General features: G+C 49.6%; 9 protein-coding genes. 3 read left to right on the top strand and 6 right to left on the bottom strand.

Annotated features, from left to right (window positions below; genetic code table 11):
* Positions 1-50 precede the first annotated feature (50 nt).
* Entirely contained in the window at positions 51-2,834 is a 2,784-nt protein-coding gene (locus HQRW_RS08655; protein WP_020936613.1) for a DUF2309 domain-containing protein, read from the bottom strand.
* The gene (locus HQRW_RS08650; RefSeq protein ID WP_014556285.1) at positions 2,824-4,410 is read right to left on the bottom strand and encodes a proton-conducting transporter transmembrane domain-containing protein; all 1,587 of its coding nucleotides are present in this window, start codon (positions 4,408-4,410) and stop codon (positions 2,824-2,826) included. The genes HQRW_RS08655 and HQRW_RS08650 overlap by 11 nt, the downstream gene beginning before the upstream one ends.
* 977 nt (positions 4,411-5,387) lie before the next feature.
* Here HQRW_RS08650 and HQRW_RS08645 point away from each other — a divergent pair.
* Entirely contained in the window at positions 5,388-6,404 is a 1,017-nt protein-coding gene (locus HQRW_RS08645) for an amidohydrolase family protein (protein ID WP_014556284.1), read from the top strand.
* Positions 6,405-6,503: 99 nt separating this feature from the next.
* Here HQRW_RS08645 and HQRW_RS08640 read toward each other — a convergent pair whose 3' ends face one another.
* The 3 genes from HQRW_RS08640 to HQRW_RS17165 all read right to left on the bottom strand — a co-directional run bounded on the left by HQRW_RS08640 (position 6,504) and on the right by HQRW_RS17165 (position 8,819).
* Positions 6,504-6,980 carry an Lrp/AsnC family transcriptional regulator gene (locus HQRW_RS08640; RefSeq protein WP_011571846.1) on the bottom strand — a complete coding sequence of 159 codons (477 nt, stop codon included), beginning with the start codon at positions 6,978-6,980 and terminating at the stop codon, positions 6,504-6,506.
* 217 nt (positions 6,981-7,197) lie between these two features.
* Positions 7,198-8,496, bottom strand: a complete 1,299-nt coding sequence (locus HQRW_RS08635; RefSeq protein WP_014556283.1) for a DUF7405 family protein — start codon at positions 8,494-8,496, stop codon at positions 7,198-7,200.
* 14 nt (positions 8,497-8,510) lie between these two features.
* Positions 8,511-8,819 carry a DUF7350 domain-containing protein gene (locus HQRW_RS17165; RefSeq protein ID WP_455429227.1) on the bottom strand — a complete coding sequence of 103 codons (309 nt, stop codon included), beginning with the start codon at positions 8,817-8,819 and terminating at the stop codon, positions 8,511-8,513.
* Positions 8,820-9,004: 185 nt separating this feature from the next.
* Between HQRW_RS17165 and HQRW_RS08630 the strand changes: the two genes are divergently transcribed.
* Positions 9,005-10,423, top strand: a complete 1,419-nt coding sequence (locus HQRW_RS08630) for a hypothetical protein (protein WP_014556282.1) — start codon at positions 9,005-9,007, stop codon at positions 10,421-10,423.
* Between the two features lie 216 nt (positions 10,424-10,639).
* On the opposite strand, the gene HQRW_RS08625 is transcribed toward HQRW_RS08630, so the two are convergent.
* On the bottom strand, positions 10,640-11,830 hold the full coding sequence (locus HQRW_RS08625; RefSeq protein WP_014556281.1) for an ISH3 family transposase: 1,191 nt from the start codon (positions 11,828-11,830) through the stop codon (positions 10,640-10,642).
* A 251-nt stretch (positions 11,831-12,081) separates the two neighbouring features.
* On the opposite strand from HQRW_RS08625, the gene HQRW_RS08620 reads away from it, so the two are divergent.
* The gene (locus tag HQRW_RS08620) at positions 12,082-13,308 is read left to right on the top strand and encodes an outer membrane protein assembly factor BamB family protein (RefSeq protein WP_014556280.1); all 1,227 of its coding nucleotides are present in this window, start codon (positions 12,082-12,084) and stop codon (positions 13,306-13,308) included.
* The last annotated feature ends 76 nt before the right edge of the window (positions 13,309-13,384 follow it).

Genomic DNA, 13,384 nt, shown 5'->3' with positions numbered 1-13,384 from the left:
GGGGCTTGATCCCAAAGCAGTTGACCCGTGCCCATTTGTTGATGGGTGGTTCAATCGCTTGATGACGAGACAGTCTGGTTTTTCTGTGGGGAGATGCATTCGGTAGCATCGTGTTTGTACCCCTCCCCATGTGGTAGCCATTTAAGCTCTTTCACATAATGAAATGCATCGTTTTCGCGTGTTGGATCAATAACAGTCAGCGAAATCCAATTATTATCTAACAGCTCAGTGACAGACTCAAGATCAGCAAGTGCGTGCGTGACCTTTGATACTGGTGCATGGACGACCGTCGAGAGTCTAATCGGCTGATGATATAGATTGTCAGTGCTTTTTCGAACGGACTGAATCGGTAATCCTCGCATAAGATCGCCACCATTACCTTGATAAATACCAACATTCCCCACTGGATTCTGTGTAACCTTTGAGCCACTACCATAAACCGCTGTGTCGACGGTTGCAAAGTAATACTGTGCGTTGATCCACTGCGTCACAATCAGTGGTCCAGTCAAAATTGATTTGAGTGCGCTTCCGGTTTCATCCTGTTGCCAGTCGTATGAGTGTAAGAACACACGACCCTCGAGATCAACGTCATCTGTCAGCCGTCGGGGGCCGATAACAAAGCCGGCATTACCAGCAAGTCCCCATTCTGGGCGCGTTTCCGCCCAATCAGCGGCTCGTCGCTCAATGTCTTGGATGGCATCCACTGTGGTATCGCCACTGAGTGATTCAAGACGTTCAGCCGCTGCATCCTCCTGAGCGATAGAGAGGTCTGCTTGTAGTGATCTAATATCGTCCTGATGGCTATCCGGAATTGCCTCAGTATAGAGTGTTATTTTATCTGTCGTTGTGGTATGTTCACCTGCAATAAACACCGTATCTACTGGAATATCGATTCCACGGTCACGAAGCGATGATTTAACCGCATCATCATTGCAGATCTGTGCAAGCACACGCGCACTCGGTCCTCCGGCATTCCCTGCACACGCACCACAGTCAAGACTTGACCCGAATGGATTGTTTGCAGTCTGACTAGCGTGTCCAATAAACCCAACAACACGACCGAATGTTTTCAATCCCATCAATTCAAACGCCGATGCGGCATATTCGACGCGCTCCTGATGAGTGAGTCCGTATGGAAGTACATCCTCAGAATGTGATCCATCTGTTTCATTGTGACTATATTGATTCACTTCTCCAGTCGCTGTGTTGAGTTGTGGCTGTGAGATAACATCTATACGCGGTAATCGATTCTCAATCCGCGTCAGGATATCATATACCCTCTGTGGGAACAACGTCCGGACTGCAAGTCCGACTCCATAGCCGCTCCCGGTCGTCTCAACAAAATTAAATGCTGTCGTTACGTTTGATGCGAGCGAATCAACAATATCTATCCCTGCATCATATATGTCGCGTATACGCTCATATCGAGAATTATATTGACCATTCGGTGTCTTGTTCTCGTCTGGATGTTTTGCACTCTCACTGATACGGTGCTGTGCATCGACAATCGGCGGACATGCATCAATGCTGACAGCATCATCATACCCTCTATATCGCATTGGAATTCCAAAGAATCCAGCATATCCATAAGTCTCATATTGACCTGTTGATTCAATATGTCGACGAATAATTTCTGATCGTGTGTCAATACAAAATACAAGTTGTGCATCTGGACGAACCGAGGATGAACGTGAGTCCGCCTGTGGCTCTACATCATCTCCTATTGTCGTGTCGGCATCATGCTCATGATCATGCTCATGCTTATGATTATCTGCAGTATCAGCAATTTGCTCAATAAGCTCTTCGCGGTAGGTACGCTCCCATGCGATTAGTATAATCTCTTGAAGTGGATACGTTTCGATATCTGCTGTTGATTCTTCTGTGCTCGTGACTGAATGTGCTGGTCGGGAGATACTGTCGAGTGGTATTGAAAGCGCATCTGCGAGCATCATACGAGCCGCAAGATACCCAACAAGTGTAATTGGGTATGCTGTCTGCCACGCCGTTTCATTCTCAGTTCGATAACATATCAACCCTGTCCATCCTGGAAGTGCCGTTATTTGCGCTTCAATGATCTCACTCCATTGTGATCTTGGATACGACGCAAGCACCGTGGAAACAGCATCAATTGGGTCAGCTGGTGGATCCTCAATCAAATCAGTATCAGGAATCATCGTGTCATATGTGGCAACTGATTGAAAAGCCGTATAAAATCCACTCCCACGATTTGGCATCTCCCATTCTGCACTCCCTGCGTCAAGGAATGCTGAGAGCCACTTTATCACTCGTTTGTCAATTTCATCCCAATTATTTATTTCATCGCCCACCCCTGTTCCCGTTCTTACTCCCGTATCACGACCTGATGTTGCTTGTGTACCTGAGTCGATTGCAGCGATAGCTGATGCTGGGGTGTGATCAGTCTCATACTCATCCAGTGTCTTTTTGAGAATTTCTTGATTAATCTGTCCAGTCTTCCATGCGTGCTCAAACACATCTGAATCAGGATATCCATCACCACCAAATCGGGTTGCGCCTGCAGCGACAGCCTTGTGAAATGGTTGGTCCTCAAACCCGTTGAGTGGATTAGCTGTCACAAATGAATGAATCGGCCACAACGCTCCAACACTCTCTGCGGCTGATTCAATGTATTGTTTGACGATTGTATTTGCTGACACTGATGTGTCATCATTATCAGGGTCAGACTCAGTGCTGACCGGTGATGACCCAGGACGCGACGCATCCTCTGATGAATTGCCTGAGTTCGAAAGGTCATTCCTCTGTTCTGTCTCCGTCTCAGTCTTAGTCTTACTCTCAGATGTTGATTCAGTGGTCATCATACTCCTCCGTTGTAGTGAGTAATGTCTCTCCTGGCGGTTGTGAGATGTTCATCAACAGCACATACAGTCGATGACTACGCCGATATATTTCTGTCTCAATCACTACATATGATATAAGAAATCCTCCTGCGACAATACCATGTGCAATCGTCAATTCTGTTGGGACTGCTGGAGTAACACCTCCTATTTCCATTATTGATGCAATACCGGCATACAAGAGCCCATACACACCGATTGCAGGAATAAAAACAATCATGATCGCACCATATCGGAGGTGTTTGGCGATTGTAGTATGCTGCAATATACGCTGTGTGGCGTGCAATGTCGTAATTACGATAAGTCCACTCAGAAGCAGACCACTGTCCAGCGTTGCTCCTTTACCAGTAATGAACGTGAATACACCGCCCCCAATGATTGCTATGATCGCTGTTATGATAATCCTCGAAATTGTGAGTTCACTCTCGTTTTCGGTTTTTTCATGTACTGTCTCTGGAGTTACGTGTTTGACCGTGTCGCCGACTGAGAGGAACTGATATGCCTTATAACAGCCATGCAGGATTAGATGTGCAATTGCTGCAGCGAAGAATCCAAGTCCGACTTGCATGATCATAAATCCCATCTGCCCGATGGTCGAACATCCAAGTTTCCGTTTGACATCCGACTGCACCGTCTTGAGGAATTTTCCTCCAAGTGCACTCAGTGCTCCAATGAGCATAATAAAAATCAGTAGGCGAGTGTCTGCTTCGATAATCGGTCCGAATCGAACAAGAAGAATCCCACCTGCATTCACAAATCCAGCATGCATGAGTGCAGAGGCTGGTGTCGGTGCAGTCATTGATGATAGCATCCATGTATGAAATGGAATCAATGCTGACTGAATCATCGCTGCGAGAACTAATATAATCGTGACACTAGCGATTGTGAGTGAGCTGAGCCCGGATATAACATCTGCGCCAACCGCAGCATCGATTGTGACGACGTCAGCCGTCCACCAAAGGACACCGCCAGCAACAGCAATGAGCGTGCCGCTGATGAGAAAATACCGTCGTGCAAATGATGCAGCCATTTGTGCTTGTGACCATCCACGATTATGACCGATCAGCGCTGTCATCAATAGTCCCATTATCATCCATGAGAGTGTAAATATCACAATATGATTAGCAACGATGAGAATAATCACTGCCACCGTGAACCCGAATGCGGATAAAAAAAAGCGATTTTGATGTTGTTCACCTGCGAGATAGCGTCGGGCATAACTATGAATGATACCGCTGAAAAATGTCGCTGCAACCCAAATTGTGAGCGTGAGACCATCAATACTGAATAGTTGTGTCGGTATCCATGCGATATCGATATCTGAAGACACACCAAATGTGCCCCCGCGCCACGTCCAAACAATGAGGGCACAAACACTTAGAATCCATAATGTCCACATTGTCTGCGTGAAACGAACTGGAATCCATGTACGCGAACGTATGAATGTGTCCTGATCAGTTGTGTTGGCGTCACCGCTTAGCGATAGTTTTGATTCTGAATTTGATTCAACCGTCTGCGACTGATTATCAACCGTCATTATTCGATTTACCGTCGACCGACACCACCGATGGCTGATATAATCGTTTCCACTACTATCACTGCATCACCACAAGTGGTTTCGAGTGTCGCTATAGCAGTGGGCGATATTAGCGTAATCGGCCGTATTGAATATAATTACGAACAGACTGTTACTTTAATTCTTTTATTATACCATATCGTTCTCAAATAATCAATAAAAGAACATTATATTCGATATAGATAATGACTATTATATGCTGAGCAGGCGCAATACCACGGTCTTCAGGCCGTGGATACGCGCCGTCACGCCCTCCAAAATCCTACTGTCGTCGCTCGATTTAAATTTCAAAATACACATATTTAAATAGGCAATCACGCAATAAAATAGGAATCGGTTGGAAACAGAGCGATTCCCGCCAGTCCTACGATGGCGGCCTGTCCGCCCCAAGCAATAAGACAATCATCGGAACCAGTCTGGTGAACGGTCGGTTCCTATACTGAACCGATGCAGATGCAGATGCTGTGCCCGACTGCTTGGAAGCAACATTGAAAGTAACTCCGAGTTTGCTAACGCCTGCCGGCGTCCCTGCGGCAAAAACAACGCTTGGACGCTGTACATGGTCGAGAATAGGAGTAGGAGTACCGGCGGCTTGGCACCGCCAGCAGTCCCACCCGCCCCCGCCCCCGCACCCGTCTCAGACCGCGAACAACCCTTCAGATTCGCACTGGCTGGTTGTTCGGTGGGAGTGTGAAACCTGAAACTCCCACCGCTCGGGATTCCTCCGCGTGAACCCGGAGGAGGATGTCAATTCTGGAATATCCAACCAGTATACATCACGGAGACATATTAGTATCTTAACCGCATCTGTTCACTCATACGCATAGCTGCAGGAAATAATGCTCACAGATATGACCATACCGGGCAAATGATACTATTGAATTGTTCGTCATTACCGAAATGGAAAGTCATATTGTGATTTATCTGGCTTATATCGTATGGAGCGGTTCGAAGGAACAATTCTCAGAGGTGAAACACTTGAACCAGTACGTGGGCGGGTTTTAATTGATAATGGAGAGATTATGGCGGTTGAGGAGGAGCCAAACTCATCAACGGATATCATTCTTCCTGCATTTGTCAACGCACACACCCACCTTGGTGACTCAGTAGCGACTGAGGCTGCTGTTGGACTCTCATTGACAGATGCCGTCGCACCACCAGATAGTCTCAAACACCGTCGACTTTCAGCCGTTGATCGAGAGACGCTTATTGAAAGTATATATCGCACGCTAGGATTTATGCAATCGACAGGGACAGGTACCTGTCTTGATTTTCGAGAATCAGGTCTTTCTGGGGCAACTGCACTCCGTTCGGCTGCATCAAAACGGGACCTAACAGCGTTTATTTTTGGTAGTGGTGAGGACGATGTGCTGGATGTTGCCGATGGATATGGTGCAAGCGGTGCGACGGACGATGATTTCAGTGCTCAACGGACTGCTGCTCAAATGGCTGATATGCCCTTTGGAATCCATGCAGGTGAACCGGATGCAAGCGACATTCATGCCGCCCTTGCGCTGGATCCAGACCTCTTGATACATATGGTTCATGCTGAAGCTGAGCATCTTACCGAAGTAGCAGACAACTCGATTCCAGTAGTTGTCTGTCCACGGGCAAATCATGTACTTGATGTTGGTCGACCGCCAATTCGTGAACTTCTTGATCACACGACCGTCGCTTTGGGAACCGATAATGTTATGCTCAATTCCCCATCGATGTTCCGAGAAATGGCATACACTGCGAAACACTTTGATGTGACAGCACGCGAAGTGCTTCAGATGGCTACAATCGCCGGTGCCGAGGCTGTTGGACTGAATTGCGGGGTAATTGATGTCGGTCGTCGGGCTGCATTACTCATTATTGATGGTGATTCGAATAATCTTTCACGTGCCGTTGATCCAATCCGTGCCGTTGTCCGACGGGCGGGACCACTTGATGTTACGCGTGTTGTTTTGTGATTCGACCCTCAGCAGCTAGCAAGCTCTATGTCATCACATATATAATCGCTCTATATGAGCGCTTTTTCAACTTTTTGATTAATCTACCAGCAAATCGAATTATGATTCATTGACATTCTTATCAAATCCACCGAATGGTGTCGTTTCATGACTTCGGACGAGAACCTCGTCAGCGACTGTTAATCCACAATCAAGCAGATCCTGTGCAACAGGCGTGATGTCATCATCAGTTTCACCAACGGCTGTCACAAGTAGATTTTGCTCACCGGTGACCAACTCTTGGACCGATACAACACCATCAATTGCTAAGACATCAGAAACGAGCTCGCCACGCTCAGGAATTGCTGCGGTGCAGAATAAGAGCATCCGAAGTGGATATCCAGATTGCTGATAATTAACCTCTGCACTATACCCTTTGATGATTCCTGCAGACTCAAGTCGTTGAATCCGTTTTCGAACCGTGCTATCTGCGGTCCCAGTTCGCTCTGCGATATCACTTGAAGACATGTTTCTCGCGTCCATCTGAAGGGCATGCAAAATCGCGCGGTCGGTGTCATCGATTTTGTTTGCTTCCATATCGGCTATTCTGAGTGGTGCTCACAAAGAAGTTGAGTATCATATCTTTGGAGATAATCGTATAACTGAAGACTTGATACATAATCTGATTGTAATTTAAGTCGAAATCAGATATCGACGATCTCCCACAATTCGCGTCCTGGTAATCTTTACAATTCAAAAACTTGATTCTGTTTCTATGGTTGAATCGTTGCTATGGGACACACAGTAGTTATAATTATGACTCGGGTTTCGGCGTCGGAGCTGCCCGGTGTCGACGAGGGGGGACAAGGAAGTTCCCGCGACGGCGGACGAAAATATACTCAAGAATACCGTTGTTAACACGTTGACGGATTGCTGGTGTAGCTTCAGTCAAATCAGTCCCGTTCATCGCCTGGCGTACATCCTCGAAATCCGTAATTTGATGCTGCAGGGATGGAAAGTGAAGGCTTGCTACCTTCTGGTCCGACTCAATATCATCCGTTGATTCAAAATGGCGACGAAGGAGTTTCACGTTTCCAGCTTCGTCTCGATTCGCACGAGCAGCCTTTTGTGCGTGACCAACGCGACTATACTCTCTTGCATCCGCTTCGATGTCATCAACGAACTGATCAATACCACTATCAGAGCCCAGATTCGAACCGGTCCCCTCAACGAGTTCGTTCTCGGCGTGACTAGGACTAAACATTTCCATTATGCGGTCCTTGGATGATTGCTCATCGTACCAGTCCTCGAGACGCTGACGAATATTGGCGATTACCTTCGTTGTTGCACCCGCAAACGGTCCATCCTGGATAGTGACGTAGTCCTCGGTAGCCTGGTTTCCGCGGAATCCCACCTCGAAGCCCATAAACAGCGGCGATGCCTCCGGAACAGGATTTGAGTCAGGAATGCCAGCCGCATCTTGGTGTTGCGCTGGGAGTCCAGCGCCGATGAATCCGGTCCGTCGTGAATCGACCGTTGCGACGTCAGTGAGTTGACCGTCAACGGACACGCCATTCGCTTGATCTTGTTTGCCTTGAAGGGTTTGTTCGGCTTCAAGCACTACGTTGGCGCGATCGCTTGCGAGGTGGATAACCGCGTCCTGTGTATCGAACGTCGGTGATTCAAACGGTGAGAGCGCCCGTGGCTGAGGAAGATCTATATTCTCAGGAAGAGGCTGATCAAACCGCTCGAAGTACGATGGCGAGTACGCAATCGAGTGAAGCAATCCCTTATGACTCCATTCATACGCCCGATCCAGAGTCGTCAATGCTCGTTCAAGCGTCAACCGAGTATCACTTGACGGTTGAGCATCCGCGTCAAAATTAATATAGAGGAGTATCTGATGTTTCGGGAGCTGTGAGTTCCCGTGCTCGTCTTGGCGGACGTACTCACGCCAAGCGTGTTGGCGTGAGGGTTTCGCGTTCAGATTGCCGGTTGGAACCGGTTCGGAGCCACCGAGGTCTAAACAGGCGCTTAAAGCACTCGAACCCCCAAGTGCCACCGCTGTCTTGAGAATCTGTCGCCGTGGGAGGTCGGTATCAGAGAGATCCATTGCTGTATTGAATGTTATGAGTCGATACCAAGCAGGATTGTGGTTTGACTCTCGAAACAACTGCTGGGGCTGTGAGTGTCGTCATTCGAATATGAATCGGAACATGCACACAGACGTTTCAAATCAAATGAGTGTCGATTCGAAGATAAACGTTGCTCAAATAGCCGCACAGTCTTTAATAGAAACCGTGTCATCTGAATGAATGCTGTTTCGTCCCCACCATGACGGGCGACTTGTGGTGGCGATTCGACAGTTATGATGATATCTGCCCTTAGCAGTCGTTGGCAATATAACCGATGTTTATATCCGGAATCACAGTCAATTCAACTGGAACGCCGACTTAGACGTTCCGTTTTGGACAAAAAATCAAATTACCAACAATTGTTAGCAGTGAACCACGCTCCACCAGTGCCGTAGTAATATATGCTAAATATTTGGGACCTCTGAGCCCTCATTGTAGGGACGAACTTTCGCGTCCGTTTTGTATTCGTGCTGCAAAACAAGAGTAATGGGAGATCGGAACAGTGCACTAACTGCGGCACACGCACTGATTATCTTCCTCGGACTTGGACTGTTCGTGACACCCGTCTCGGCACACCAGTTCGCTACTCGCTTTGATGCGCCGATCCCACTGGGATTCGTTTACATTGGAGCGGGAGCTACGGTGTTTTTAAGCGCGGTCCTCCTCGCGAGATTCGACACAACACCAAGCCGAGATCATATTATTGGCGCTGTGTCACGCCGTCTTATCAATGCACTCCGTGTCATCAGCCGCGTCGGGTTTCTTATAGCGTTCCTCGCTGTGTTGTTCCACGGCATTGCCGGTCCGCGTGCTCCAGGGGAAAACGTCGCAACACTGTTAACATGGTCCGTGTGGCTCAAAGGTGTCGCTCTTGTCGCCGTGATCGTTGGGAGTCCATGGCGGGTACTCTCGCCATGGCGGACGGTATATAATTCTCTTTGTTGGATTGAGGGCGGCGAAATACGGTGGCGTCGATATCCCGAATGGCTTGGTCACTGGCCCGCGTTTCTCGGATTCGTCATACTCATCGGCATCATCGAGAACCTCACGCGCGTCCCTCGACTCCCTGAGGTGACGGCTGTTGTCGTCGCTGCGTACGGACTCGTGATGCTTCTCGGTGCTTTTGTGTTCGGTCGGGAGTGGTTCGAGCGTGCGGACGCAATGGAGGTATTTTATGAGCTTTTGGGGACGGTCGCACCAATTAGACTCCATGCGATGGATAAAAGCCAGCCTGCAATCGTCTTCCGGTACCCCTGGCAGGACTGCACTACTCCAGTCGAATCCCAGACGATGGTCGCGTTCGTCGTTACGATGGTGTATACAGTCACCTTTGATGGATTCGCAGAATCGCCCATATACCGCGAAATCTACTTTTGGGTACAGGAAACGTTCGGGGTTGGCGGAATTGTCAGTGTTCTCCTGTACTGTCTTGGACTTATTGGGTTCGTCGGCGGATTCATGACAATCGCGATTGTCGTCGGTCGAGTTATCACTGAAGGACAAACACGGGCAGGACTGACGAATCAACATCATATCGACTCTGATGGAGAGGGAACCGTCACGACGGTACTTGCCCTTGGACCGACGGTACTCCCCATTGCAGCGGCGTATGAGTTCGCACATAACGTTAGTTACGTATTGACGTACACTGGTCGACTACCGACCATCGTCGGTGCTCCGTCAATTAACCCACTATGGTGGCTCTCTTTGCCACTGCTCTGGGGGGCACAAGTGCTTCTTATCGTTGCCGGTCACATCATCGCCGTCGTCACAGCTGACGCGATTATCCGGGAACTCACTCCGACAGATCAGTGGGCAATAGTCGCTCATATGCCGCTTCTCATCTTGATGATTGGGTACACTCTCCTCTCTTTATGGATCGTCTCCCTACCGGTTGCGGTCTAATATCGCTAGTTGTCCACTCTACCGATAACCGCAGCCGCGAAAGTAAGACTTCACGTCCGGAAGACGTCGAAACAAGACAAAGACGCCAACAGCTGTCTCAGTGACCTAAACAGATATCGAGTTTACTACTTGTCTCTACTGAGCTCTGTGTTGAAGCCGCAATTCAGATACAGCTGTCGCTGGTCGCCAGCTTCGCTTCGCCCGAAGCGAGGCGGCTTACCCGAGTCCGTGTTCGTGCCCTGCTGGTAGTCCCTGGCCGTTCGTCTGGTGTTCATCTTTCCAGCCGAGCTCATCGTCCAGCACCTCTTCGACCCCATGGAGAAACGCGTTGTTGAACGTGAAATCGGTCGGAAGTGCTCGCCCGCCACGCCGTGGTCGGGCGAGCACTGCCCACTGCAACACAACCCACAACTGCTCCAGCAGGAACCCAACGCCCACGTAGAACAGCCGAATCGTCGTCGATGGTGTTGTTGTCAGAGCACGCGCTTTCCGGAATGTCTCGTAGCTCTTCTCAATCTGTGCCCGGTGGTTGTAGACCTGCGCCACTTGCCGCGGCGTTCGGTCTTCCAGACCGTACGCCGCGTATCCTGTCTGTTTGAGCCCTGACTTCCCGCGATCTCCGTTTTGATACGTGACGTTGACCGCCAGTGGATACGTTTGTTCGTGCTCTTTCCCTTCGCAGATTATCTCCTCAGTCATGTACGAGGAACCCGTTGTGAGCTTCTCTTCGAGGGTTTCTTTCCCGGTTCTCACCGGAAAGACCGGCTCACGGAGAACGCCGATTAACTCGCCACAGAAGGCGTCTCTGTCCATGAAAATTTGATCGATCTCGAACGGATAAGTCTCGACGCGGGCGAGCACGCGCTCGACCGTGTCGGCCTTGCTATCTTTGCCATCAACCGGTTCAACCGCCAGCGTCAGCGGCTTCCCCTGTGCAAGAACAAACGCTGTACAGTAGCGGTGACACTTTGTAGTGCCGTCGCGGGCACTCATCCGCCGGAATTCGTCTTCATCGTCTGGACAGCCGTGGAATGGGTTGTTCATGAAGTCGATGCAGATGGTTCTCGACCCGTCGCGGTCGAGAACCGTCATAGCTACCAGCGCGAGAATGTCGTTGACAGCATCAAGCATTGTCTCTTTTTCCAGCGTGTGGAGCCAATCCATCACTGTCTCCCGGTTTGGTGTGTCCTCAGTGCTGGTTGTGACACCGTTGACCGATGTCTGGTCAACAGCAGCTCGTAAAACGACTTCCATGATCTGGTCGGAATCGAGGCCGGAGCCCTCGATTCCTTCCATGGGTATCAACTCAAGCAACTCCATGCTAAGAGATTTCAGCTGGCTGTTCGAAATGAACTCGTCCGGATCGGTGAGGATTCGTTTGAGCTTTGGTAGGTTCACGTCACCCACATCCGGGCAGCGGATGAATCAGCTTCCTGATTCACCCGCTTCATCTGGCACTATATGTCAGCGACGGCATCACTGAGACAGAGTGGACAACTAGCGAATATGGATTGTCACGGTCAACTACCAGTCACCGATCAAATGGATAGGCGATAATCGGTTGTTCGTTACAACAATTCATATAAATTATTATTGAATTCTATGGCTTCGAGAACGGAACCAGAGCCCTCATTTACCCCTGATATCAAGACTGGTTGATGAAAGCGACGACGGTAACCGTGGCGTTCGGTATCGTTGTCATCCTTGGCGCGGTTATCGGATTCGGTCTCACCGGCGGGGTGGCAAATGACTCCGAATTGAGAGCGACGTGGACGAGCGATACCGGGCGACAGGTGTCTGCGAATCACCATGCGGTCGCCGTGGCTGACGGTGGTGTATATGCGCCGATTAGCGATGACGGCGACGGGAGCTGTGCACTCATATCAATGGATATGGTTGATGGCGATACTCGCTGGACGTATGGAATTCCGTCAGAAAACTGCACCATACATGCTGTCGCCGATCCGACCGTCACCGATGTCGACAGCGACGGACAGAACGAAGTGCTGGCGGCAACGACCGAAAAGGAGGTTGCTATTCTCGATACAAACTCTGGGGATATTGAGGCGAGGCTTAATCTCTCTGACTACGGTTACACGCAGCCGATTGTCGCCGACCTCGCGCCGACAACTGGGCAGGAAATAATCGCAGTCGACGTGACCGGCACGGTGTTCGTCTTTGGATCAGACGGCACGACCCTCTGGACGGCAAGTCTTAATGAGTATGTCTGGGCACAACCAACTGTCGAAGACTTCGACAGGGATAGCAGACCCGAATTACTCGTCGGCGGTCAGAATGGAAATGCGGTACTGTTCGGTCACAATGGCACGGTTGAGTGGAATACTACTGTTTCTGACAAGGGGTCGATTACCTGGGGAACGCATGGGCAGGCTGATGAAGATTCAGCGCTAGAGAGCTTTTTTGCAACCACCGGTGGCGACATTGTGGCAGTTGACGGTCGAAACGGTTCTGTAGAGTGGCGCACTATGATCGGTGAGTTCGCTGCTGTCCGCGCGTTTGGTGATGCCGATAGCGATGGGTCGTCCGAGGTGTACGCGACGACGCAAAACGGCAGGGTTCATGCGCTTGATTCTGTCACCGGTGAGATAGAGTGGACGACCGAGGTAGTCGTCGATCGTGTGCAGATGATGCCACCACCAAACCTTGGTGATCTTGATGGCGACGGTTCGTTAGAACTTCTTACAGCCGGGAATGATGGAAGTGTAAGTATTCTCGATCCAGAAACAGGGAATATCTTGTCTTCGTATGCCCGAGACATGCAGATATTCACCCATGCTACTATAGTCGATTCCGATGACGATGGAGCGAGTGAGGCGTACGTCATCTATGCTGACGGACGCGTCGTTCGACTGGAGTACGACTGACTGAACTAGACTGATATCCTCAGTATGATATATAATCAGCACTACGACATACAACAACAAACGTTCCTTGAAGATC

The organism is Haloquadratum walsbyi C23, from assembly GCF_000237865.1.
GTDB classification, from domain to species: Archaea; Halobacteriota; Halobacteria; order Halobacteriales; family Haloferacaceae; genus Haloquadratum; species Haloquadratum walsbyi.
This window is presented reverse-complemented; position numbering and strand designations above follow the sequence as displayed.

What these genes read in the sequence shown, in the direction of transcription:
- HQRW_RS08635 (WP_014556283.1), bottom strand. Translation starts at nt 8,496, where the DNA reads ATGGATCTCTCTGATACCGACCTCCCACGGCGACAGATTCTCAAGACA.
- HQRW_RS08650 (WP_014556285.1), bottom strand. Translation starts at nt 4,410, where the DNA reads ATGACGGTTGATAATCAGTCGCAGACGGTTGAATCAAATTCAGAATCA.
- HQRW_RS08655 (WP_020936613.1), bottom strand. Translation starts at nt 2,834, where the DNA reads ATGACCACTGAATCAACATCTGAGAGTAAGACTAAGACTGAGACGGAG.
- HQRW_RS08630 (WP_014556282.1), top strand. Translation starts at nt 9,005, where the DNA reads ATGGGAGATCGGAACAGTGCACTAACTGCGGCACACGCACTGATTATC.
- HQRW_RS08640 (WP_011571846.1), bottom strand. Translation starts at nt 6,980, where the DNA reads ATGGAAGCAAACAAAATCGATGACACCGACCGCGCGATTTTGCATGCC.
- HQRW_RS08645 (WP_014556284.1), top strand. Translation starts at nt 5,388, where the DNA reads ATGGAGCGGTTCGAAGGAACAATTCTCAGAGGTGAAACACTTGAACCA.
- HQRW_RS08620 (WP_014556280.1), top strand. Translation starts at nt 12,082, where the DNA reads ATGAAAGCGACGACGGTAACCGTGGCGTTCGGTATCGTTGTCATCCTT.